This window comes from Bradyrhizobium sp. Leo114 (assembly GCF_055229415.2).
Map to the genome: position 1 here is coordinate 125,829 of NZ_JBUYEN020000015.1, position 23,272 is coordinate 149,100.

General features: G+C 64.4%; 26 protein-coding genes. 13 read left to right on the forward strand and 13 right to left on the reverse strand.

The genetic code is table 11. The features are described from left to right. Window positions 1-28: 28 nt before the first annotated feature. The 4 genes from ACZIRK_RS19830 to ACZIRK_RS19845 form a co-directional block, all read right to left on the reverse strand. The gene (locus ACZIRK_RS19830) at window positions 29-388 is read right to left on the reverse strand and encodes a hypothetical protein (protein WP_130225247.1); all 360 of its coding nucleotides are present in this window, start codon (window positions 386-388) and stop codon (window positions 29-31) included. Between the two features lie 47 nt (window positions 389-435). Beyond that, the gene (locus ACZIRK_RS19835) at window positions 436-1,074 is read right to left on the reverse strand and encodes a class I SAM-dependent methyltransferase (RefSeq protein WP_130225199.1); all 639 of its coding nucleotides are present in this window, start codon (window positions 1,072-1,074) and stop codon (window positions 436-438) included. 19 nt (window positions 1,075-1,093) lie between these two features. Continuing rightward, window positions 1,094-2,272 (reverse strand): tRNA 2-thiouridine(34) synthase MnmA, encoded by a 1,179-nt coding sequence (mnmA, locus tag ACZIRK_RS19840; RefSeq protein ID WP_130225246.1) that lies wholly within the window; start codon window positions 2,270-2,272, stop codon window positions 1,094-1,096. Between the two features lie 166 nt (window positions 2,273-2,438). Then, on the reverse strand, window positions 2,439-2,657 hold the full coding sequence (locus ACZIRK_RS19845; RefSeq protein WP_130225198.1) for a hypothetical protein: 219 nt from the start codon (window positions 2,655-2,657) through the stop codon (window positions 2,439-2,441). Here ACZIRK_RS19845 and ACZIRK_RS19850 point away from each other — a divergent pair. Beyond that, on the forward strand, window positions 2,656-4,212 hold the full coding sequence (locus tag ACZIRK_RS19850; protein ID WP_130225197.1) for a flagellar hook-length control protein FliK: 1,557 nt from the start codon (window positions 2,656-2,658) through the stop codon (window positions 4,210-4,212). The genes ACZIRK_RS19845 and ACZIRK_RS19850 overlap by 2 nt on opposite strands. A gap of 11 nt (window positions 4,213-4,223) precedes the next feature. Then, window positions 4,224-4,961 (forward strand): flagellar hook assembly protein FlgD, encoded by a 738-nt coding sequence (locus ACZIRK_RS19855; protein ID WP_130225196.1) that lies wholly within the window; start codon window positions 4,224-4,226, stop codon window positions 4,959-4,961. Window positions 4,962-5,060: 99 nt separating this feature from the next. On the opposite strand, the gene ACZIRK_RS19860 is transcribed toward ACZIRK_RS19855, so the two are convergent. Beyond that, window positions 5,061-5,546: an anthrone oxygenase family protein gene (locus tag ACZIRK_RS19860; RefSeq protein WP_207230995.1), complete on the reverse strand. Its 486-nt coding sequence runs from the start codon at window positions 5,544-5,546 to the stop codon at window positions 5,061-5,063. A 218-nt stretch (window positions 5,547-5,764) separates the two neighbouring features. Between ACZIRK_RS19860 and sciP the strand changes: the two genes are divergently transcribed. The 6 genes from sciP to flbD all read left to right on the forward strand — a co-directional run bounded on the left by sciP (window position 5,765) and on the right by flbD (window position 11,363). Next, on the forward strand, window positions 5,765-6,040 hold the full coding sequence (sciP, locus tag ACZIRK_RS19865) for a CtrA inhibitor SciP (RefSeq protein ID WP_002714638.1): 276 nt from the start codon (window positions 5,765-5,767) through the stop codon (window positions 6,038-6,040). Window positions 6,041-6,213: 173 nt separating this feature from the next. Further along, window positions 6,214-7,845 (forward strand): flagellar basal-body MS-ring/collar protein FliF, encoded by a 1,632-nt coding sequence (gene fliF / locus ACZIRK_RS19870; protein ID WP_463328005.1) that lies wholly within the window; start codon window positions 6,214-6,216, stop codon window positions 7,843-7,845. A gap of 1 nt (window position 7,846) precedes the next feature. Continuing rightward, window positions 7,847-8,932: a flagellar motor switch protein FliG gene (gene fliG / locus ACZIRK_RS19875; RefSeq protein WP_028165359.1), complete on the forward strand. Its 1,086-nt coding sequence runs from the start codon at window positions 7,847-7,849 to the stop codon at window positions 8,930-8,932. Next, window positions 8,932-9,555, forward strand: a complete 624-nt coding sequence (locus ACZIRK_RS19880; protein ID WP_130226000.1) for a FliH/SctL family protein — start codon at window positions 8,932-8,934, stop codon at window positions 9,553-9,555. Before fliG ends, ACZIRK_RS19880 begins: the two co-directional genes overlap by 1 nt. 22 nt (window positions 9,556-9,577) lie before the next feature. Next, window positions 9,578-9,928, forward strand: coding sequence for a flagellar motor switch protein FliN (gene fliN, locus ACZIRK_RS19885; protein ID WP_028165361.1), 351 nt, complete (start codon window positions 9,578-9,580; stop codon window positions 9,926-9,928). A 49-nt stretch (window positions 9,929-9,977) separates the two neighbouring features. Next, window positions 9,978-11,363 (forward strand): sigma-54-dependent transcriptional regulator FlbD, encoded by a 1,386-nt coding sequence (flbD, locus tag ACZIRK_RS19890; protein ID WP_463328006.1) that lies wholly within the window; start codon window positions 9,978-9,980, stop codon window positions 11,361-11,363. A gap of 101 nt (window positions 11,364-11,464) precedes the next feature. Here the strand turns inward: flbD and ACZIRK_RS19895 are convergent, their stop codons facing one another. The 8 genes from ACZIRK_RS19895 to ACZIRK_RS19930 all read right to left on the reverse strand — a co-directional run bounded on the left by ACZIRK_RS19895 (window position 11,465) and on the right by ACZIRK_RS19930 (window position 18,801). Further along, window positions 11,465-11,629, reverse strand: a complete 165-nt coding sequence (locus ACZIRK_RS19895; protein ID WP_165435215.1) for a hypothetical protein — start codon at window positions 11,627-11,629, stop codon at window positions 11,465-11,467. A gap of 232 nt (window positions 11,630-11,861) precedes the next feature. Beyond that, window positions 11,862-12,443 (reverse strand): flavin reductase family protein, encoded by a 582-nt coding sequence (locus ACZIRK_RS19900; RefSeq protein ID WP_130226001.1) that lies wholly within the window; start codon window positions 12,441-12,443, stop codon window positions 11,862-11,864. A 7-nt stretch (window positions 12,444-12,450) separates the two neighbouring features. Beyond that, entirely contained in the window at window positions 12,451-13,299 is an 849-nt protein-coding gene (locus tag ACZIRK_RS19905; RefSeq protein WP_028165365.1) for an ATP-binding cassette domain-containing protein, read from the reverse strand. Between the two features lie 15 nt (window positions 13,300-13,314). Continuing rightward, window positions 13,315-14,121: an ABC transporter permease subunit gene (locus ACZIRK_RS19910; RefSeq protein ID WP_130226002.1), complete on the reverse strand. Its 807-nt coding sequence runs from the start codon at window positions 14,119-14,121 to the stop codon at window positions 13,315-13,317. Beyond that, window positions 14,118-15,284, reverse strand: coding sequence for an FMNH2-dependent alkanesulfonate monooxygenase (gene ssuD, locus ACZIRK_RS19915; protein ID WP_463328007.1), 1,167 nt, complete (start codon window positions 15,282-15,284; stop codon window positions 14,118-14,120). Before ssuD ends, ACZIRK_RS19910 begins: the two co-directional genes overlap by 4 nt. Further along, window positions 15,281-16,234 (reverse strand): sulfonate ABC transporter substrate-binding protein, encoded by a 954-nt coding sequence (locus tag ACZIRK_RS19920; RefSeq protein ID WP_130226004.1) that lies wholly within the window; start codon window positions 16,232-16,234, stop codon window positions 15,281-15,283. Before ACZIRK_RS19920 ends, ssuD begins: the two co-directional genes overlap by 4 nt. A 24-nt stretch (window positions 16,235-16,258) precedes the next feature. After that, window positions 16,259-17,209: an aliphatic sulfonate ABC transporter substrate-binding protein gene (locus tag ACZIRK_RS19925; RefSeq protein ID WP_463328008.1), complete on the reverse strand. Its 951-nt coding sequence runs from the start codon at window positions 17,207-17,209 to the stop codon at window positions 16,259-16,261. 377 nt (window positions 17,210-17,586) lie between these two features. Beyond that, complete coding sequence (locus tag ACZIRK_RS19930) at window positions 17,587-18,801, reverse strand: LLM class flavin-dependent oxidoreductase (protein WP_130226005.1); 1,215 nt, start codon at window positions 18,799-18,801, stop codon at window positions 17,587-17,589. 269 nt (window positions 18,802-19,070) lie between these two features. Here ACZIRK_RS19930 and napE point away from each other — a divergent pair, with 269 nt between their 5' ends. From napE to ACZIRK_RS19955, 5 genes are read left to right on the forward strand one after another with little or no spacing between them, the layout of a single operon-like run. Then, on the forward strand, window positions 19,071-19,256 hold the full coding sequence (gene napE, locus ACZIRK_RS19935) for a periplasmic nitrate reductase, NapE protein (protein WP_028165371.1): 186 nt from the start codon (window positions 19,071-19,073) through the stop codon (window positions 19,254-19,256). Between the two features lie 28 nt (window positions 19,257-19,284). Beyond that, window positions 19,285-19,611, forward strand: coding sequence for a chaperone NapD (locus ACZIRK_RS19940; RefSeq protein ID WP_028165372.1), 327 nt, complete (start codon window positions 19,285-19,287; stop codon window positions 19,609-19,611). Window positions 19,612-19,654: 43 nt separating this feature from the next. Then, a complete protein-coding gene (gene napA, locus ACZIRK_RS19945) occupies window positions 19,655-22,168 on the forward strand; it encodes a periplasmic nitrate reductase subunit alpha (protein ID WP_130226006.1) in 2,514 nt (837 codons plus the stop codon). Then, complete coding sequence (locus tag ACZIRK_RS19950; protein WP_165435216.1) at window positions 22,165-22,635, forward strand: nitrate reductase cytochrome c-type subunit; 471 nt, start codon at window positions 22,165-22,167, stop codon at window positions 22,633-22,635. Before napA ends, ACZIRK_RS19950 begins: the two co-directional genes overlap by 4 nt. Beyond that, window positions 22,632-23,270 (forward strand): NapC/NirT family cytochrome c, encoded by a 639-nt coding sequence (locus ACZIRK_RS19955; protein WP_028165375.1) that lies wholly within the window; start codon window positions 22,632-22,634, stop codon window positions 23,268-23,270. The genes ACZIRK_RS19950 and ACZIRK_RS19955 overlap by 4 nt, the downstream gene beginning before the upstream one ends. The last annotated feature ends 2 nt before the right edge of the window (window positions 23,271-23,272 follow it).

Sequence of the window (23,272 nt, forward strand, 5' to 3'; positions counted from 1 at the left end):
GCCAGCCAAGGTGCTGCGAAACGGGGGGCTATTTTGGCCGGACGGAGGGATCGCCGCCGGGGCTGCCGGGCGGCGGGATCACCGGAGTATTGCCGCCGTCCGGGGGCGGTGCCCGCATCTCGGGATCTACGCCCGCAGGCGGGCACAGCACGCCATCGGAGCGCGACAGTTTTTCGCCGAGCGGCTCGGATCGCTGCCCGGTGGTGGTATCCGGCTTTGCGTTGGGATTCGCCGGCTGTTGCATCGGCGTGCAATTCTCGCCGCGCTGGGGCTGGGGCGGCGCGGTCTGCGCCGGGGGCGTCGTCGGCGCAGGCGGGGCCTGTGCGACCGCCGCACCCGGCACCGCCATCAGCACACCGAAAAAGACAAGTGACTGGTTCATCCGCATGCGAAGCAAACGGCCGGCGCGCGCGGAGGTTCCGGCCAAAACCGCATTCACGATTTGCGGAAGCGGATCAGCGAAAAATGCCCCATTGGCGGCATCGGGCGCCGCTCGGCAAGGCTGACGCCGCCATGTTTCCTGGCCCAGTTGGCGAGCCGCGCCCATGGAAATTCCGGCCGCCAGCCGAGCCTTCGGGCAAGCGGCGCGAAAGCCAGTTCGAACAGGCGCCGCGGCCCGCTTTCGGCGCCGATGTGATTGACCAGGATCAACTCGCCGCCAGGCTTCAGCACGCGGATGAAATCATCCAGCGTCGCCTCGGGATCCGGAACCGCCGTGATGACATATTGCGCCACCACGGCGTCGAAGAACGAATCCGGGAACGCGAGGTTCTTGGCGTCCATCACCGCCAGCGTCTCGACATTGGTCAGGCCCAGCGCCCGCACGCGCTGCTGCGCCCGCCGCAGCATCGGCTCGGAAATATCGACACCGCAAAGTCTGGTGCTGCGCGAATAATCCGCCAGCGACAGTCCAGTGCCGACGCCGACATCGAGCACGCGACCACCGATCCGGTCGGCTTCGGCGATCGTCGATTGCCGGCCCTGATCGAACACCCTGCCGAACACGAAATCGTAGATCGGCGCCCAGCGCCCATAGGCCTTTTCGACCCCCTCGCGGTCGATATCCGCCGCCATCCCCTGCCCCGAATTTATGTCAGCGCACGGCCTCGGCGAGAGGCCGCACCATCGCAGCCACGTTCCTCGCGGCCGCGCTCTTGATGAATCCGCCGCCGAGCACGCGCGCCTGGCCAGACGGCGCGTCGTAGAACACGCAGGCCTGCCCGGGCGATACGCCCTCTTCGCCGGCGACGAGCTCAACCTCGTAGCCGCGATCGGTCCTACGCAGCCAGGCCGGTTGCGGCGCGCGCGTCGAGCGCACGCGCACGAACAGCTCGATACCCTCGCCGATGACGCGGTCGAGCGCGCCATCGCCGATCCAGTTGACGTCGCGCAAGAGAATGCGATCCATGCGCAGCGCTTCGCGCGGGCCCACCACGACACGGCGGCTCGCCGCATCGAGCCTCACGACATACAGCGGCGCGCCGGTGGCGATCCCCAGCCCCTTGCGCTGGCCCACCGTGAAATGAACGATGCCCTGGTGCTGGCCGATCACCTTGCCGTCGAGATCGACGATGTCGCCGGGTGCGACCGCATTCGGCTTCAGGCGGCTGATGATGTCGGTGTAGCGGCCGGTCGGCACGAAGCAGATGTCCTGGCTGTCCTGCTTGTCGGCGATCTCGAGACCGAAGCGGCGCGCGAGTTCGCGAACCTGCGGCTTGGTCATATCGCCGAGCGGAAAGCGCAAATAGTCGAGCTGCTCGCGCGTGGTCGCGAACAGGAAATAGCTCTGGTCACGATCGGCGTCGGCGGCGCAGACCATCGCCCGCGATCCGTCGGCGAGGGGCCGCGAGGCGACATAGTGCCCGGTCGCGAGCACGGCGGCACCGAGCTCGCGCGCAGTCGCGAGCAGATCGCGGAACTTGATGGCGCGGTTGCACTCGATGCATGGCACCGGCGTCTCGCCGAGCGCGTAGCTGTCGGCGAAATTGTCGATCACCGATTCGCGGAAACGACTCTCATAGTCGAGCACGTAATGCGGAATGCCGATCCGCTCGGCGACATTGCGGGCGTCGTGGATGTCCCGGCCGGCGCAGCAGGCGCCCTTGCGATGGGTCGCGGCGCCGTGGTCGTAAAGCTGCAGCGTGATCCCGACCACATCGTAGCCTTCCGACTTCAAGAGCGCAGCCGTCACCGATGAGTCGACGCCGCCGGACATGGCGACCACGACCCTGGTGTCCTCGGGACGGCCTTCGAGATCGAGACTGTTGCGCATGGAAGAGGTCATCGATTTCTGTCGCGAGCAGCCGTTGCCCCCGCGACCAGCGTTAAAAGCGGACTTTACCCAGAAGGCTTTGGAGCATCGCCGAAAAAGGCCGATTTGCCTCGTCGGGGCGCAGGAAAAGCCACCCTTTAATATAGGCCGTATCGCCGCGAAGCAATCAGCCGTCCTTGGAAGAGATGTAGACGGCAAATCTTGCCGCCGGGCAAAAAGCGAACCGCCGGGCCATTGTTCCAAATCCCGCATCCTTCTCGTAAACCACTGTAATATATGGATATTTTTTCGCAGACTTGCTGGCCCGCTCCTTGCTGATGGGGAACTGAATTCCATCCTGAGGGTCGGTTGTGGTCAAGGTCGCGCAAGAAGCATTGGCAGGCATGTCGTTTCAGGCCAATTCGCCGAGGTCGGCGCGACCGGATTCCGGCCCCGCGCCCGGAAATGACAGTTTTGCCGCACTGGTCGACAGCAACACGGCGGCCCGCAACGAGCGCCCCGACGACAGTTCCCGTGCGCCGCCTGCATCGGCGCGCCGGAACGATGATCCTGCTCCGGCGGCGGACTCGAGGTCGCGCGATGACGGCGCCGGCCCTGACCGCTCTGAGCGGAACGATGTCGGTGCGCGCAACGACGTCGGCTCCAGCACCCGGGCCGACAAAGCCGATCAGCCTGATTCGAAACCCGACACGCCAAAGTCCGATTCGGCAAAGTCGTCGAAGCCGAAGGACGATGTCCCAGCCAAGGACGATGCCAAGAATGGTGACAAGGATGGTGATGAGTCCAAGCAGGACGACGGCACCGCTGCAACCACGGTGATAACAGCGACGGTTTCCGCAGTCGTCGGGAGCCCCGCGAATGCAGCGCCCGCAACACCGCCGGTAGCGGACCCGGCCGCCGCTCCGCTCGCGACGGCAGCCGCGGCCATCGCGGCTGTGGCCTCGGTCGCCGGTACAGCTCCCGCAGCGGCCGACGCGGCCAAGACCGATGCCCAGGCCGAAGCTCAGGCGGACGCCAAAGCCGTAACCGCCGTTTCCGTTGGCGCGGAGGCAGTTGGCGACACCGCGACCGGCATCGCACTGTCTGCAGCCGCCGCCCCCTCGCCGACGCCGCAGGCGAAGGCCACAGCCCAGTCAAAGCCGACGCTGACCGCGAAGGACGCCATCCCCACGTCCGGCGCACAAGACAGCGCGACAGACTCCACGCCGGCCGAAACACCGACTGGCCTTGTCCCGGATATCGCCCCGCCAGAAGCAGCCGCCGGCAAGCAGAAAGCCGAGCACGCCTTTGTTGACGCGGTGAAAGCGGACGCCTCAGGCAATTCCGCGCAGACGCCGTCCGCGCACGCGGCAAGCCATGTGGAGTCGGGCGCAGCGAACACCGCGCAAACGCTGGCCGCCGCATCCGACAACGCTGCGCAGGCGGCCGCCATGATCCAGCCGCAGATGCCATCCACGCCCACAACGCCGGCGGCCAATTCGCAACTGACCGTGACCGCGGCAACAACCCATGGCAATGCGGTGCCGGTCAGCGGCCTCGCACTGGAGATCGCGGCCTCGGCCAAGAGTGGCAAGAGCCGCTTCGAAATCCGGCTCGATCCGCCCGAGCTCGGGCGCATCGATGTTCGCATCCATGTTGACACCCATGGTCAGGTGACGTCGCATCTGACCGTCGAGCGGCCGGAAACGCTGCAGATGTTGCGCCAGGACGCCAACCAACTGCAGCGCGCGCTGGACAATGCCGGCCTCTCAACAGGCAATAGCGGACTGCAGTTCAGCCTGCGCGACCAGTCGTCGTCCGGACAGAACGGCGGCAATCAGCCCAATCCCAATGCACATCGCCTGATCGTCAGCGAAGAAGACAGCGTGCCGGCGACCGTCGCCGGTCGGAGCTATGGCCGCATGCTCGGCGCGAACGGCGGCGTCGATATTAGAGTCTAGAGGAGCGCACCATGGCAACCGACGTATCCATGCCGTCGCCGGTCGTATCGGCACCCGGGACCGGGACGGCCTCGGGCAATAACACCGCGTCGACCCAGACGAAGGGCATTGCCGACAACTTCCAGACCTTCCTGACGCTGCTGACGACGCAACTGCAGAATCAGAACCCGCTCGATCCGCTCGACACCAACCAGTTCACGGCGCAACTCGTGCAGTTCGCCGGCGTCGAGCAGCAGCTCAAGATGAACGACCAGTTGAGCTCGATCGTCGCCCTGGAGAAGAGCGCGCAGTCGACGCAGGCGCTGATCTATGTCGGCAATACCGTCGCGGTCGACGGCAGCAAGGCCAATTTCAACGGCTCGGCGACCTGGAACATCAATTCGCCGAAGGAGAGCAGCGCCACCATCACGATCACCGATTCGACCGGCCAGACCGCCTATTCCGGCAATTTTTCGCTGAAGACGGGCGGCTCCAGTTTCGTCTGGGATGGCAAGGGCAATGACGGCACGCAATGGCCGCCGGGCAGCTACACGCTCACCGCAACCGGCAAGGACGCCTCCGGCAACAACGTCGCGATCTCGACCGAAGTCCAGGGCATTGTCGATTCCGTCGACCTGACCGCCACCCCGCCACTGCTCTCGATCGGTGGCCAGACCTATACAACCGACCAGATCAAGCGGGTGATCCGCCCGAGCACTGGCGGCAAGGATTCTGATGCAGGCTCCGGCGATGGGTCGGGATCGACCTAGAGCTATTCGGTTCTGATGAATCAGAACCGAATAGCTCTAGATTCTTTGTTTGACGCGTTTTCTTCGCGCGAACCGGTACCCACTTCGCTCGAAAATGCTCTAATCCGCCGCGATGGCGGCAATGAAAAGGGCGCAGGCCGCGGTGGAGGCGATCGTCCGCACGTGATTCCAGAAGGTCCATTCCTTGAGATACCGCATCCATAGGGAGGCCGCCTCAGCGCTCGCCGGATCGGCCGCGGCCAGCGCATTGTTGAGCGGCACGTTGAAGATCATCGTCACGACGAACATGCCGACGACGTAGAGCACCCCGCCGGCGAGCATCGCCGCCGCGCCGGGCTCGCCCAGGCGGAAGACCGCAAGGGCGGCGAGGATCGCGCTCACCAGCGTCGTGCCGAGGAAGAGCGGCATGAACGGAGAGCGGACGATGTCGACATTGATGGCATTCATGGCCGCGATGCCGGATGCCCGCTCGATGCGGCCGAGCGCCCTCATCACGAAGGTCGAGAACGCAAAATAGAGCCCGGCAAGCAGGCCACAGCCGATCGCCGCGAACCAGAGCAGGATCGGCACTACAATCTCGCCCACGGGCGACCTCGCTTCCACTGGGTTGTGATTCGGACCCCACCAGGCGCCCGTCGGCTCCGGCCGGGGCCGCTTTCCCACACTGGGACAGGTGCCGGGGCGGAGCCACCCTACCGGCATTTCCAACGATTCGTATTGCAGGATTGCGCTTAGGCAAATTTTAAGCCGACACGCGTAGGTTGGCAGAGTGAGTTCAGTGGTCGAGAGTTTGTGAGTACGCCATGACAGAACCCCATCGCCCGAGGGTGAAATACGTCATCGGGCCCGACGGCAGTCCGCTAACCATTGCCGACTTGCCTGCGCCCGGTACAAAACGGTGGGTCATTCGCCGGAAGGCTGAAGTTGTTGCCGCGGTGCGCGGCGGTCTGCTTTCCCTGGAGGAAGCCTGCAGCCGCTACACGCTGACGGTCGACGAATTCCTTTCTTGGCAATTTTCCATCGATCAGCACGGGCTGGCCGGGCTGCGCACCACCCGGATCCAGCAATATCGACAATAAGCCCTCGAAACCAATCGAATTTGATGAAAACCGGCCTCGCTTTGCGAAGCCGGTTTTTTTCATGTCCTACTTTCTGCCGCGGTTCTTAACCGTCGTTAACCGGATGGAAACCATACCCTAGGCAATAATTGCCCAGTCGGACCCTCCGAGGGCCGAATCCCTGGGGGCGGTTGGTGCAAAGTCTGGTTGCTTTCCTGAAGGGCCTGGGCGCGGCCCGGTTGGCGGCGATGGTGGCGGTCACCGCCGCGCTCATCGGCTTCTTCGCGTTCGTCATCTTGCGCGTCACCACGCCGCAACTGACGACCCTGTTCACCGATTTGAGCGTCGAGGACTCCTCCGCGATCGTCAAGGAGCTCGAGCGGCAGGCGATCCCGTTCGAGCTGCGCAATGACGGCGCCGTCATCATGGTGCCAAAGGACAAGGTCATGCGGCTGCGCATGAAGCTCGCCGAGGGCGGCATGCCCAAGGGCGGCGGCGTCGGCTACGAGATCTTCGACAAGTCGGACGCGCTCGGCACCACGAGCTTCGTCCAGAACATCAACCATTTGCGCGCCCTGGAAGGCGAGCTCGCCCGCACCATCCGCGCTATCGACCGTATCCAGGCCGCGCGCGTGCACCTGGTGCTGCCGGAGCGGCCGCTGTTCTCGCGCGAGACGCCGGAGCCGTCCGCTTCCATCGTGGTGCGGGTGCGCGGCACCCTCGAGCCGCAGCAGATCCGCGCCATCCGCCACGTGGTCGCCTCGGCCGTCAACGGGCTGAAGCCGCAGCGGGTGTCGATCGTCGACGAGGCCGGCCAATTGCTCGCCGACGGTGCCACCAGCGATGCCGACAACGCCGTCGGCGACGAGCGCCGCGCCGCCTTCGAGAAACGGATGCGCAAGCAGGTCGAGGACATCGTGTCCTCCGTGGTCGGCCAGGGTCGCGCCCGCGTCCAGCTCTCGGCCGATTTCGACTACAACAAGATCACCCAGACCTCCGACAAGTTCGACCCCGAAGGGCGCGTGCTGCGCTCGAGCCAGACCCGGGAGGAATCAAGCCTCTCCGCCGACAATAGCGGTCAGGTCACGGTCAACAACGAGCTGCCCGGCAACCAGAATCAGGACAATGCCGCGCGCGCCCGCGACCAGAGCAAGAAGAGCGAGGAGACCAACAATTACGAGATCTCCCGCACCACCAAGACCGAGGTGACCGAAGCCGGCCGCGTCAACCGCATCTCGGTCGCTGTCCTCGTCGACGGCAGCTACGCCAAGACCGAAAAGGGCGAGATGGTCTACCAGGACCGCCCCAAGGAGCAGCTCGAGCGCATCGCCGCCCTGGTGCGCTCGGCGATCGGTTTCGACCAGAAGCGCGGCGATCAGGTCGAGGTCGTCAACTTGCGCTTTGCCGAAGCGCCCTCGGTGGCCCCGCTCAACGAGCCCACCGGCTTCCTCGGCATGCTGCAGTTCACCAAGGACGACGTGATGTATGTGATCGAGCTCGGCGTGATGATGCTGCTCGGCCTGGTCGTGCTGTTCATGGTGATCCGCCCGCTGGTCAAGCGCATCCTGGCCAACGAGGTCGTACCCGGCCGTGCCGAGGCCTCGGTGCCCGCACTGGTCGACACCAGCGCGCAAGCCGGCAGCGAAGGCGGACAGGGCCAGGCGCTCCTGACCGGCGGCGGCGCCGCGCACATGATCGACGTCGCCCAGATCCAGGGCCAGGTCCATGCCCAGGCCGTGAACCGCGTGGGCGAACTCGCCGAACGCAATCCGAACGAAACCGTCTCCATTGTTCGCCAATGGCTGACTGAGCCTGCCGAGACCTGAGATGGCCAGCGTCCCGCAAACCGCAAACGCCAACGATATCACGAGCGTCATCTCGACCCTGTCGAGCCGTCAGGGCGACCGTCCGAAGAGCAAGCCGATCTCCGGCCCGAAGCGCGCGGCGATCCTGATGCTGGCGCTCGGCGAGAAATACGGCGGCAAGGTCTGGTCGCTGCTCGACGATGACGAGGTGCGCGAGCTATCGATGGCAATGTCGACGCTCGGCACCGTGGAAGCCGACGTGGTCGAGGACCTCTTGCTCGAATTCGTCTCGCGGATGTCGGCCTCCGGCGCGCTGATGGGCAATTTCGACGCCACCGAGCGGCTGCTGCAGCAATATCTGCCGGCCGACCGCGTCAGCGGCATCATGGACGAGATCCGCGGACCCGCGGGCCGTAACATGTGGGAGAAGCTCTCCAACGTCCAGGAAGAGGTGCTCGCCAACTACCTCAAGAACGAATATCCGCAGACCATCGCCGTGGTGCTGTCGAAGCTGAAGTCCGAGCACGCCGCGCGCGTGCTGGCGATCCTGCCCGAGGATATCGCTCTCGATGTCGTCGGCCGCATGCTGCGGATGGAGGCTGTGCAGAAGGAAGTAATCGAGCGCGTCGAGCAGACGCTGCGCACCGAATTCATGTCCAACCTGTCGCAGACCCGCCGCCGCGACGCCCATGAGGTGATGGCCGAGATCTTCAACAATTTCGACCGCCAGACCGAAACGCGCTTCATCACCTCGCTGGAAGAGGAAAACCGCGAATCCGCCGAACGCATCAAGGCGCTGATGTTCACCTTCGACGACCTGGTCAAGCTCGATTCAGGCTCGGCCCAGACGTTGATGCGCCATGTCGACAAGGAGAAGCTTGGCATTGCGCTGAAGAGCGCCAATGAGGAGGTCCGCAACTTCTTCCTCGGCAACATGTCCTCGCGCGCCGGCAAGATGCTGATGGATGACATGGCGGCGATGGGACCGGTGCGCCTGCGCGACGTCGACGAGGCGCAGGCGCTGCTCGTCAATCTCGCCAAGGACCTCGCCGCCAAGGGCGAGATCATGCTGACCAAGAACCGCGCCGACGACGAACTGGTGTACTGATGGCCGCGCCCGCAAAATTCCTGTTCGATACCGACTTCTCGGTCCCCGCCAAGTCGCGCGAGCGCGCCGCAACCGCCGCCGAGATCGCCCAGAAGGTCGCGGAAGCCGAAGCGCGCGCCTATCGCAACGGCTACGATGCCGCCCAGCACGAAGCGAAGGTGGAGAGCGACCGCCGCGCCGCGCTCGCGCTGGAAGAGATCGGGCTTGCGATCAAGACCATCGCGTCGCGCTTTTCCGGCATCGAGGCGCGGATGGAGACCGAAGCCGTCGACGTCGCGGTCTCGGTCGCGCGCAAATTGTGCGGCGAAATGATCGCGCGCGAACCGCTTGGCGAGATCACGGCGCTGGTGTCCGACTGCTTCTCGCATCTGGTCTCGACACCTCACATCGTGGTCCGCATCAATGATGCGCTATACGAGGGCGCGCGCGATAAGATCGAGCGGCTGGCCGCGCAGAGCGGCTTTCAGGGTCGCCTCGTGATCCTGGCCGAGCCGACCATTGCGATCGGCGACTGCCGGATCGAATGGGCCGACGGCGGCATCGTGCTGGAACGCGCGACGATCGACGCCAAGATCAACGAACTTGTCGGACGCTACATGGCGTCCCGTGACCAACGGCCATGAGGATTGAGCCAAAGGATCGACGATGAGTGACACCGACACACATGTCCCGCTCCCCGACCTCAACTCGGCGGACGCGCCAAGGGACGACGATGTGGGCTATAACGAGGACGAACATGCTTCGCGCATCGCCTCCGACTTGGAAGCCGTCTTCGACGTGCCGGTGCAGGTCTCGGCCGTGCTCGGCCGCTCCAAGATGGATGTCGGCCAGCTCCTGAAGCTCGGCCCCGGCACCGTGCTCGAGCTCGACCGCCGGGTCGGCGAGGCCATCGATATCTATGTCAACAACCGCCTGGTGGCGCGCGGCGAAGTGGTGCTGGTCGAGGACAAGCTCGGCGTGACCATGACCGAAATCATCAAGGCAGAGCGTAGCTAGCCTTTAACCGATAGACGCGCGACGGACGCGCGGGAGACAGGAGACACTCATGCGGCTTCTCATCGTCGGCACCCTCAAGGGCCAGCTCACGACCGCCACCAAGATCGCGATGGACAACGGCGCCTCCGTGACGCACGCGGAAGGCAACGAGCAGGCGATGGCGGTGCTCCGCGGCGGCAAGGGCGCCGACCTGCTGCTGGTCGATGTCGGCCTCGACATTCGCGACCTCGTGATGCGCCTGGAAGCCGAGCACATCCACGTGCCGATCGTCGCCTGCGGTATCTCCAATGACGCCCGCGCCGCGGTGGCGGCGATCCGCGCCGGCGCCAAGGAATACATCCCGCTGCCCCCGGAGCCGGAATTGATCGCCGCCGTACTCGCCGCGGTCGCAAATGATTCCCGCGACCTCGTCTACCGCGACGAAGCCATGGGCCGTGTGATCAAGCTGGCGCAGCAGATCGCGGGCTCGGACGCCTCCGTGATGATCACCGGCGAATCCGGGACCGGCAAGGAAGTGCTGGCGCGCTACGTCCATTCCCGCTCGGCGCGCGCCAAACGGCCGTTCATCTCGATCAATTGCGCCGCGATCCCCGAGCATCTGTTGGAATCCGAATTGTTCGGCCACGAGAAGGGCGCGTTCACCGGCGCGATCGCTCGCCGTATCGGCAAGTTCGAGGAAGCCACCGGCGGCACGCTGTTGCTCGATGAAATCTCGGAAATGGACGTGCGGCTGCAATCGAAATTGCTGCGCGCGATCCAGGAGCGCGTGATCGACCGCGTCGGCGGCGCCAAGCCGGTGCCTGTCGACATCCGCATCATCGCGACCTCGAACCGCAATCTCGCAGACGCGGTGCGCGCCGGCACCTTCCGCGAGGACCTCTTGTTCCGCCTCAATGTCGTCAACCTGAAGATCCCGCCGCTGCGCGACCGGCCGGCCGACATCCTGGAGTTGGCGCAGCATTTCGCGAAGAAATACGCCGAGGCCAATGGCGTGTCGGCGCGGCCGCTGTCATCCGAGGCACGGCTGGTGCTGACCACGAACCGCTGGCCGGGCAACGTCCGCGAGCTTGAAAACACCATCCACCGCTCCGTGCTGATGGCGCAGGGCGACGAGATCGGCCCCGCCGCCATCGTGACTCCGGACGGCGACCGCCTCGACCTCGCCAAGACCGCGCCGGCGGTCGCTCACGCCACCCTCGCCGCCGAGCAGGTGACGCGCGCGCTGGTCGGCCGTACCGTTGCCGACGTCGAGCGCGATCTGATCCTGGAGACGCTGAAGCACTGCCTCGGCAACCGCACCCATGCCGCCAACATCCTCGGCATTTCGATCCGCACGCTGCGCAACAAGCTGAACGAATATGCCGATGGCGGCCTGCCGATCCCGCCCGCGGGATCGGGCACGGCGGACTATCAGCGCCTGGCGACGGCCGGGTAATCGCCACCACCGCCATTGCGAACGCAGCGAAGCAATCCATAGCGCCGCACGCGGAGGCATGGATTGCTTCGTCGCTTCGCTCCTCGCAATGACGCATGGAGCTACGAATAACTCGGCGCGTCCGGCTTGCGGAAGATGTGAATGGGATCACCGGGCGTAAAGTCGCGCCCAGTGAAGGCGACATAGGCATAGAGCGCGAGATAGGCGATCGCGAGCGCACCGATGCCGTAGAAGACCCAGGTTGCAAGACGTTTCATCGAGCCCATGACGCGCTTCGTTCCCTTCCGGCGATAGAAGACTGATGCCTTCTATTGCGCGAGGAGGCAAAACGCCACGGCTGGCGTGTCCGTTCCCAAAAGCGATGACGGCCGTTCTTCCTCGCCCCGTTCTTATGGGAGAGGGTTGGGGTGAGGGGCTGTCTCCGCGAATACGATAGCAGTTGCGCTCGCGGAGGCTCCCCTCACCCGGAATTCCGCTTCAAAGAGAAGTCATCGACCCTTAACGCAGATGCACACCGCGTGTGGGTACGCTGACGTCGGCCAGCTTGGCGGCATCCTCGTCCTGGTCGACGGCGACATAGCGCCCCTGCCAATAGGCGAGCGCTCCCGTGCGCGAGGAGACCTGCAGGTCGAGCACGCGCCCGATGACGATTGCGTGCGAATGACGCTCCACGACATCCTCGACCTCGCAATCGATCGCCGCCAGCGCGCCGACCAGAAGCGGCACGCCGGAGGCGCGCGTCGTCCATTCGGCGCCGGCAAAGCGCTCGGCGCCTTTCAGCCCGCCCTTGCCGGTGAAGCGCTCGGCGATCTCGACCTGGTCCGAACTCAGGATGTTCACGCCGAAAACGCCGTGACGCTTGACCAGCGGCCAGGACGACGCGGCGCGATTGAGACTCACGATCAGCGAGGCCGGCTCGACCGACAACGAGGAGACGGAAGTCACCGTCATCCCGGAGATGTCCTTGCCGCGCCCCGCCGTGATGACGTTGACCCCGCCGGTCAGATGGCGCATGGCGCCGCGAAACTCGTCGGAGGTGACCACGGGATCGATCGCGATGTTGCGGACGGCGGAGTTCATGTGGGCCTCACAGATCGTCGGAAGTGTCTTCGGTGCCTTCCAGGAGATTCTTCAGGATCGCGCCCTCGAGCGCCGCGAGTTCGGCGGAGCCGCGCTCGCGCGGGCGCGCGATGTCGACATTGAAATCGTGTGCGATGCGGCCATTTTCAATGACCAGCACCCGGTCGGCCAGCGCCACCGCTTCCGAGACATCATGCGTCACCAGGATCGCGGTGAAGCCCTGATCGCGCCAGACTCGCTCGAGCAGCCGCTGCATCGAGATCCGGGTCAGCGCATCCAGCGCGCCGAGCGGCTCGTCGAAGGCCAGCACCCGGGGCTGGCTAACCAGCGCGCGGGCCAACGCGACGCGCTGCTTCTGGCCGCCCGAGAGCACCGAAGGCCATTGCCCGCGCTTGTCGCCGAGGCCGACCTCGACCAGTGCCTTCTCGGCGCGCGCCTGCGCATCGGCGGACGATCGCTCGCGCCCGAGGCCGACTTCGACATTCGACAGCACGCGCGCCCATGGCAGGAGCCGCGGCTCCTGGAACATGACGCGGATATCCTCGGCGCGCGCCTGCTCGCCGAAACCGATGCTGCCGGCGGTCGGCTTCTCCAGCCCCGCGATCAGCCGCAGCAATGTGCTCTTGCCGCAGCCACTGCGGCCCACGATCGCGACCGACTGGCCGGCCGGAATGTGCAGGTCGATGCCGCGCAGCACCTCATTGTCGCCGAAGGATTTGCGCAAGCCGCGGATGGTCAGCGACAGCCCGCGCGACGGCATGTCGGGGCTGCGGCGGAACTGACGCGCCTCCTCGGCAAAATCCTCGCGCGCGACAGCCTCGGCCTCGAGCGGACGAAAACGAAGGACTTCCTGCATTTCTTCCTCAGTTCCTTAGTGTTTCTGGAAGGCCGGATGCCAGGACAGCGTCAGCCGCTCCAGCGCGCGCGAGGCGCTGTCGGCGAGCTTGCCGAGCAGGGCGTAGATCAGGATCGAGAGCACGACGACGTCGATCAGCATGAATTCGCGCGCCTGCATCGCCATGTAGCCGAGCCCCGAGGAGGCCGCGATTGTCTCGGCCACGATCAAGGTCAGCCACATGATGCCGAGGGCAAAACGCAGGCCGACGAAAATCGAGGGCAGCGCGCCGGGGAAGATCACGCGGCGGAACAATTCGCCGTCGGTCATGCCATAGATGCGGCCCATCTCGATCAGTTGCGGATCGACGGTGCGGATGCCGTGCAGCGTATTGAGATAGATCGGGAAGAACACGCCGAGCGCCACCAGGAACAGTTTTGCCGACTCGTCGATCCCGAACCATAGGATGACCAGCGGGATCAGCGCCAGATGCGGGATATTGCGCACCATCTGCAGCGTGGTGTCGGTCAGTTTCGCCGAGAGTTGCGACAGGCCGTTGGCGAGGCCGAATGCGAAGCCGATGCCGCCGCCGATCAAAAAGCCGATGCTCGCGCGCCAGAAGCTGACCCAGATGTTGCGGACCAGTTCGCCTGACAACAGCAGTTTCCATCCCGCCAGCGCAACGTCGGTCGGTGCCGGCAGCACCCGCGCGGGCACAAACCCGGTGACGCAGGCAAGCTGCCAGATGACGATAATGGCAAGCGGCACGATCCAGGGGATCAGGCCGTCAGCCCGCGGCAATTTGGGCGCGCGGACGCGCGGGAGGCTGTCGATGAGGCTCATGATTCCGATACCTGCTTTTGCGGCCGATATTCGTTGCCGATGGTCTCGCCGAACGGTCCGGTGTTAACGCGGATCGGCGTCACGTTGCCGCCATGCTCAAGCGACAGCAGCGGGAACACCAGTTCGGCGAAGCGGTAGGCTTCTTCGAGATGCGGGTAGCCCGACATGATGAAGGTATCGATGCCGAGGTCCTGATACTCCTTGATCCGCGCCGCCACCGTTTGGGCATCGCCGACCAGCGCGGTGCCGGCGCCACCGCGCACGAGGCCAACGCCCGCCCACAGGTTGGGGCTGATCTCGAGCTTGTCGCGGCGACCGCCATGCAGCTCTGCCATGCGCTGTTGACCGACCGAGTCCATGCGCGAGAAGATCTTTTGCGCCGCGGCCACCGTGTCGTCGGTGACGTATTGGATCAATTCGTCGGCGGCCTTCCAGGCTTCCGCATTGGTCTCGCGCACGATCACGTGCAAGCGAATGCCGAAGGAGATCTTGCGGCCGCGCTTGTCGGCAACCGCCTTCACACGCGCAATCTTGTCGGCCACCTGCGCCGGCGGCTCGCCCCAGGTCAGATACTTGTCGACGGTATCGACGGCAACATCGATGCCGGCATCCGAAGAGCCGCCGAAATAGAGCGGCGGCCGCGGCGACTGGATCGGCTTGAACAAGAGCCGGCCGTCCTCGATGCGGATGTGCTTGCCCTCGACATTGACGGTCTTGCCAGCGAGCAGGTCGTTATAGACGTTGAGAAACTCGCGCGTCACCTCGTAGCGCTCGTCATGCGCCAGGAAGATGCCGTCGCCCTTGTTCTCGACGGGGTCGCCGCCGGTGACGACGTTGATCAGGAGCCGACCGTTCGACAGCCGGTCCAACGTCGCGGTCATGCGTGCAGCGACGGCTGGCGACTGCAGGCCGGGCCGCACCGCCACCAGATAGCGCAGCCGCTCCGTCTGAGGCGCGACCGCGGAAGCGACCACCCAGGAGTCCTCGCAGCTTCGTCCCGTCGGCAGCAGCACGCCGTAATAGCCGAGTTGGTCGGCCGCCTGCGCGATCTGGCGCAGATAGTTGAAGTTCACCTCGCGTCCGCCGATGGAGGTGCCGAGATAACGGCCATCGCCATGGGTCGGCAGGAACCAGAGGATATTGGCGTTGGGTTGCTGAGTCACGATCCGGACCTCCGCGCGACGTCTGAAATCTTGATGGCTTTCGGCAACAGGCCGAGGGCAAAGAACGTGTCCGCCACCTGCTGCTGGTCGGCGATCACGGAATCGGTGAGCGGCTTGATGCCGTAGGATTGGCGCTTCAACGCCACCTCGACCACCGGGACCGAAAGGCCGATCGACGGCGCGAGTTGCTCGGCGACCGCGTGGATGTCGCCCTTGGCCCAGTCATCGACCTCGCTCAGTTGCGCGAGCACGAGATCGACGATCTTCGCATCGCTCTCCAGGAACTTCTTCGAGGAGAAATAGAACTGGTAGTTCGAGACAACGCCGGTGCCGTCGGCGAGCGTGCGCGCGCCGGTCGCAGCTTCCGCCGCGGCCTGGAACGGATCCCAGATCACCCAGGCATCGACCGAGCCGCGCTCGAAGGCGGCGCGCGCATCGGCGGGCGCGAGAAACACCGGCTCAATCTCGGAATATTTGACGCCGGCTTTCTCCAGGGCCTTTACCAGGAGATAATGGACGTTGGAGCCCTTGTTCAGCGCGACCTTCTTGCCCTTGAGATCGGCAACCGACTTCAGCGGGCTGTCCTTCGGCACCAGGATCGCTTCGCCTTTCGGCGCCGGCGGCTCATAGGCGACATATTGGATGGGCGCGCCAGCGGCCTGCGCGAAGATCGGCGGCGCTTCACCGGTGTTGCCGAAATCGATCGCGCCGACATTGAGCGCCTCGAGCAGCGGCGGTCCGGACGGGAATTCGGTCCACACCACCTTGTAGCCGACCGCCTTCAGCTTCTCCTCGAGCGTGCCCTTGCTCTTGAGCAGAACCAGCTTGCCGTATTTCTGGAAGCCGACGCGGACGGTTTTCTCCTGCCCGTAGGACGCGCTGACGGCGGCAGCGACAATGCTGACTGAAACCACCGCGCTGGTGATCCAGCGTTGAATAATACGTCGCATGATGACCTCTGCGTGGAAATGAACTCAGCTCTGGGGGTTGCGCCAGACGATGTCGCGGATCGCGATCTGTTTCGGGATCAGGCCGAGCTTGAAGAAGCGGTCGGCAACGCCCTGCTGGGTCGCGACGATGTCGTCGGTGACCGGTCCGATCTTGAACGCGGCGCGATTGGCAGCGACGGCCTGGATGTCGAGCGGAACGCCGGTCACAGTGCTGAGCGACTTGGCCACTTCGTCGCGGTGCGCCTCCGCCCACGTCGCGGTCGACGCGATGACGTCGTTGATCTGCTGCAGGATCGGTCCGTGGTTTTTCGAAAAGTCGCGGTTGGCGATGAAGAACGAGTTGGTCTTGGTGATCTCGTAAGAGTTGATCAGGATGCGGCCGTTCTGCTTGGTCTCGCCGATCGCGAAATAGGGATCCCAGACCGCCCAGGCATCGATGCTGCCATTGGCGAATGCCGGGCCCGCATCCGGGGGCGTCAGGTAGACCGGGGTGATGTCGCTATAGGTGAGCCCGGCCTTTTCCAGCGTCTGCACCACGATATTGTGCGCGCTGGAACCCTTGGTGAAGCCGATGCGCTTGCCCTTGAGATCGGCAATCGTGCGGATGGCCGAGTTCTGAGGCACCAATATCCCTTGGCCGTTGGTGATCGGCTGGCCGGCGGCATAAACGATCGCCGCGCCGGCAGCTTGCGCAAATACCGGTGGCGAGTCGCCGACCGCACCGTAGTCGATGCTACCGACATTCATCGCTTCCATCATCGGCGGGCCCGAGGAAAACTCGACCCATTTCACCTCGATGCCGGCCGACTTGAAATGATTTTCCAAGGTTGCGCGCTGCCGCGCGATAACCAGCACGCCGGTTTTCTGGTAGCCGACACGAATTTCCTTTAGCGCCGCCTCGGCCTGCGCGCGCAAGGGCAAAGCAGCGACGGCGGCAGAGCCGAGCGACAGTGTTAGGAACTCGCGACGCTTCACTACCAAATTCTCCTGACGATCGAGCGCGTTATCCGCGCGCCATCATGCGGCGTCAGGGAATGATGGGGGGCACGAATGAGGCTGTCGAGGACCCCGAAAAAATAGCGATGCCCGCACTGCCATCGGGCACCGGACGCGCGGTTTCTTTCAAGCCGCGGATTGTGCGTAGCGAAATATTTCCTTCACGAAATCGGGATGCGGACAGCTCTCCGCTGGCATCGTCCGCGAAAGCAGACGATCCAGTAACCACCGGCGCCAGAGCGTGAGCCGAAATGCCGCGGCGCACTGGATGCCCGCCGGAGCCTGTCATCGGGCGGCGCTTCGCGCCGATCCGTTGGCGGGCATGACGGTGGAGTGTGGCGCTGCCTTCAAATTTGTCAGCCGCTCGCTGCTGCCTTCTCCGCTTGCGAGCCAGGGTTGATCGACAGTTTGCCGTAGCGATCCTTGAACGCTTCGGTGTCGATCTCCTCGAGCTTGATCTCGCCGCTCATCACGCCCTGCTTCCATGCATCGTGCTCGGGATCGTGCTGGAACTCCGGCATCACTTCCCGGGCGAACAATTCGAGCGACTCGCAGATATGGTCGTGCGTGTTCTTGCCGGCTTGATTGAGCAGGATCACCTGGTCGATGTGCGAGGTGCGGAAGCGGCGCAGCTTCCTGCGGATGGTTTCAGGCGATCCGATCAGACCGCCGCGCAATGCGGCTTCCTGCGCTTCCGGATTGTCGCGCTTCCATTTGTTGTACTCGTCCCACATGTTGACGGTGCCCGGCGCCGGCCGCTGCCGGTTCTGCGACGCGCCATAATAGCGCAGCGCGAACTGGAAGAAGGTGGCGCCGTCGGCGCGGGCGCGCGCTTCTTCATCCGTCTTGGCGCACATGAAGAACGACACCAGCGCCATGTTGGGATTGATCTGGTAGTCGGCGAGCTTCTTCAGCCGCTTGGTGATCGCGTTGTAATAGGCATGCACCCAGGCATGCGCCGCGTCCGCGCTGACGAACTGAAAGCCGAGCGCGCCGAAGCCGTGCTGCCCGGCGCGCTCGATGGTCGGCAATTGCGAACACGCCATCCAGAGCGGCGGATGCGGCTTCTGCACCGGCTTCGGCACCACGTTGCGCAAGGGGATATCGAAATATTTGCCGTGATGCTCGGTGCCGATCTTGGTGAACATCGGGAAGATCGCCGCGACCGCCTCTTCGAACACTTCCCGCTTGGTCTCCATGTCGCGGCCGAACGGCGTCAATTCGGTGATCGAGGCGCTCTCGCCCATCCCGAACTCGCAGCGCCCGTTACTGAGGAGATCGAGGACTGCGACCCGCTCGGCGACACGCGCGGGATGGTTGGTCGTGAGCTGCAAGATGCCATGCCCGAGCCGGATGTTGCGGGTGCGCTGGCTTGCCGCACCCAGGAACGATTCCGGCGCCGGCGAGTGCGAGTATTCCTCGAGGAAATGATGTTCCACGACCCAGGCATAGTCGTAGCCGAGCCGGTCGGCGGTCTCGAGCTGCGTCAATGCGTCCTGATAAAGCTTGAGCTCGTCGCCCTCGTTCCACGGACGCGGCAGTTGCAGCTCGTAGAAGATGCCGAATTTCATGGCGTCGCTCCCGTACGTCTTGTTTGTTTGCTGCAGTGTATTGCCGGGGCGCGCGAAGTCCAGCCTTTGCCAATTCCGGATGGCGGAAGACGCGCGCCGCAACCAAACAGTAACCTTGCGGGTAGCGGCGCCGCCGAATCCGCTTCGAGCTAGTATAGTTTTGGCGCGCATTGATTTAGATCAGTGCTAAAGTATCCCAGCGACGTTACTTTTTTTCGGAAGGCAACGAGGCCTTCCCCCACACAATCCAAATCGAATCGAGACGACGTATGTCGGCAACCAGCGACGATGCGAGCGCGAGGCCGCGCCGTAGGCGCATGGAGATCTTCGCATTTCTTTTTCTCACGGCAGTTGTGATGCCCGCTTTGGCCGTGGCCACGGTGGGCAGCTACGGACTTGCTGTGTGGATCTATCAGATGATCGCGGGCCCGCCGGGCCCTCCCCCGCCACATTGAGCAGCCGATTTCTCAAGGAACACCCGACATGATCAGAGCTCAGACCACCATCGACCGCCGAGCGCTCATCACGGGGCGCGTCCTGCAGGCCGAGCCTGTCGTGCCGCCGCCCGGCGGCGAGATCGCCAGCATCCTCGTGCAAACCCGGCCTGAGCGGCTCGATGCCACCGAAGCTGCGATCACGGCACTGCGCGGCTGCGAGATTTACGGCCGCGATGAGAAGGGAAAGCTCGTGGTCGTCGTGGATGCGCCCGACGCAAGCTCGCTCGGCGCGACCCTCAACACGATTTCCGCGCTGCCCAACGTCTATTCCGCCTCGCTCGTGTTCCACGCCGTCGACGCCGATAACGTGTGATGACACGTGATCGGCCGCCCCTTGATGAAGGGAAGGAAATGCCATGACCGCCCCCAAGCTGGATCGCCGCCAGGTCCTGAAACTGGAAGCCGCCGCAATGGCGGCGCTCGCCGGAGGCATGCCGGTTGCGGCAGGTGCCGCCAACCTCGTCACCGAACGCGCCGAGAGCGAAATGAAGTGGGACAAGGCGCCGTGCCGCTTCTGCGGCACCGGCTGCAGCGTGATGGTCGCGACCAAGGACAACCGCGTCGTCGCCACCCACGGCGACATCAAGTCGGAAGTCAACCGCGGCCTGAACTGCGTCAAGGGCTATTTCCTCTCCAAGATCATGTACGGCCATGATCGCCTGACCAAGCCTTTGCTGCGCAAGAAGGACGGCAAGTACGACAAGAACGGCGATTTCACCGAAGTCTCATGGGACGAGGCCTTCGATGTGATGACGGAGAAGTTCAAGGCCGCGCTGAAGAAGCGCGGGCCGAGCGGCATCGGCATGTTCGGCTCCGGCCAGTGGACGATCTTCGAAGGCTACGCGGCATCAAAGCTGTTCAAGGCCGGCTTCCGCTCCAACAACATCGATCCCAATGCGCGGCATTGCATGGCCTCCGCTGCCGTCGGCTTCATGCGCACTTTCGGCATTGACGAGCCGATGGGCTGCTATGACGACATCGAGGCCACTGATGCCTTCGTGCTGTGGGGCTCGAACATGGCGGAGATGCACCCGATCCTGTGGACCCGGGTCGCCGACCGCCGCCTCTCGGCGCCGCATGTGCGCGTTGCCGTGCTTTCGACCTTCGAGCATCGCTCGTTCGATCTCGCCGACATCGGCCTCGTGTTCAAGCCGCAGACTGACCTCTATCTGCTCAACGCGATCGCCAACCACATCGTCAAGACCGGACGGGTCAACAAGGATTTCGTCGACAAGCACACGCTGTTCAAGCGCGGCCAGACCGATATCGGCTACGGCCTGCGGCCCGACCACCCGCTGGAGAAGAAGGCGACCGGCCGCGCCAAGGCGGGCGATGCCCAGGACATGACTTATGACGAATACGTCAAGTTCGTCTCCGACTACACGCTGGAGAAGGCGGCCGACATGGCCGGCGTCCCGCTCAGCCGGCTGCAGGCACTCGCCGAGCTCTATGCCGATCCGAAGGTCAAGGTCACGAGCTTCTGGACCATGGGCTTCAACCAGCACACCCGCGGCGTCTGGTGCAACAACCTCGTCTACAACATCCACCTCCTGACCGGAAAAATCTCCGAGCCCGGCAACAGCCCGTTCTCGCTGACCGGCCAGCCATCGGCCTGCGGCACCGCGCGCGAGGTCGGCACCTTCTCGCACCGCCTGCCGGCCGACATGCTCGTGACCAACAAGGAGCATCGCGCCAAGGCCGAGCACATCTGGAAGCTTCCGGAAGGCACCATTCCCGACAAGCCCGGCTATCATGCCGTGCTGCAGAACCGAATGCTGAAGGACGGGCTGCTCAACGCCTACTGGATCCAGGTCAACAACAACCTGCAGGCCGCCGCCAACGGCAACGAGGAGACCTATCCCGGCTATCGCAACCCCGAGAATTTCATCGTGGTGTCGGACGCCTATCCGACCGTGACGGCGCTGGCCGCCGACCTCATCCTGCCGACGGCGATGTGGGTCGAGAAGGAAGGCGCCTATGGCAACGCCGAACGCCGCACGCATACCTGGCACCAACTGGTGTCGGCGCCGGGCGAGGCGCGCTCCGACCTCTGGCAGCTCATGGAGTTCTCCAAACGCTTCAAGGTCGAGGAAGTCTGGCCGGAAGAGCTGATCGCGAAGATGCCGGAGTATCGCGGCAAGACGCTGTTCGACATCCTCTACCGCAACGGCCAGGTCGACAAGTTCCCGGTCACCGACATCGAGGCCGGCTACGCCAATGACGAGTCGAAGGCCTTCGGCTTCTACGTCCATAAGGGCCTGTTCGAGGAATATGCCTCGTTCGGCCGCGGCCACGGCCATGACCTCGCGCCGTACGACACCTATCACCAGGTGCGCGGATTGCGCTGGCCTGTCGTCAACGGCCAGGAGACCCGCTGGCGCTTCCGCGAGGGGCTCGACCCCTACGTCCAGCAGGGCACCGGCGTTCAGTTCTATGGCTTCCCCGACGGCAAGGCGCGGATCTTCGCACTGCCCTACGAGCCGCCGGCGGAATCGCCCGACAAGGACTTTCCGTTCTGGCTCTCGACCGGCCGCGTGCTGGAGCATTGGCACTCCGGCACCATGACCCGCCGCGTTCCCGAACTCTACCGGGCATTTCCTGAAGCCGTCTGCTTCATGCACCCCGACGACGCCGCTGATCTGAAGCTGCGCCGCGGCGACGAGGTCAAGGTGGAATCCCGCCGCGGTTTCATCCGCGTCCGGCTGGAGACCCGCGGCCGCGACAAGCCGCCGCGCGGCCTGGTGTTCGTGCCCTGGTTCGATGAATCCAAGCTCATCAACAAGGTGACGCTGGATGCGACCGATCCGATTTCGCTGCAGACCGACTACAAGAAATGCGCTGTGCGCATCGAGAAGGTGACGACGACATGATCGGAAAGTCCGCTATCGTTGTTCTTGCCATTGCGCTTGTCGCCGCTTCAAGCTCGCTGCTCGCGCAAGGCGTCACGTCCGGCCTGCGCGGTCCCGCCCCGCTCAACGAGGAGGGACCGGCGCCGCCGATGACGCCGATGCGCAACACCGCTGAACGGGAGATCCGCAACTACCCGGAGCAGCCGCCGGTGATCCCGCATTCGATCGACGGCTACCAGGTCGATATGAACGGCAACAAATGCCTGTCCTGCCATGCCCGCGCCCGCACCGGCGAATCGCAGGCGCCGATGGTGAGCATCACCCATTTCATGGACCGCGACGGCCAGTTCCTCGCCTCGGTGTCGCCACGCCGCTACTTCTGCACGGAATGTCACGTTCCGCAGAACGTCACGACGCCGCCGGTGACCAATGATTTCGTCGACATCGACACCATCCTGAATCGCCCAGCACCCGGTGGCCCTCGATGAGCGACGTCGACAAGGCTCCGCCAGGCCAAGGCTGGTTTGCGCGGCCGTGGCGTTTTGCCCTCGAACTATGGGACGTGCTGATCCGGCCGAGCTCGGTGTTCGGGCTCGGCGTCTTGGTGCTTGCCGGTTTCGTCGCCGGCGTGATCTTCTGGGGCGGCTTCAACACCGCGCTGGAACTGACCAACACCGAAAAATTCTGCACCGGCTGTCACGAGATGCGTGACAACGTCTTTGCCGAATTGAAGTCCACCATCCACTTCACCAACCGCTCCGGCGTGCGCGCGACCTGCCCGGACTGCCACGTCCCGCACAACTGGACCGACAAGATCGCCCGCAAGATGCAGGCCTCCAAGGAAGTCTGGGGCCATCTTTTCGGCAGCATCGACACCCGCGACAAGTTCGTCGACAATCGGCTCGAGCTCGCGCTGCATGAATGGGCGCGGTTCAAGGCCAATGATTCGCTCGAATGCCGCAACTGCCACAGCGCGCAATCGATGGACATCACCAAGCAGTCGCCGCGGGCGAGCGTGGCGCATCAGCGCTTTCTGTTCACGGGCGAGAAGACCTGTATCGACTGCCACAAGGGTATCGCTCACCACCTGCCGGATATGCGCGGCGTTCCCGGCTGGCAATAGGC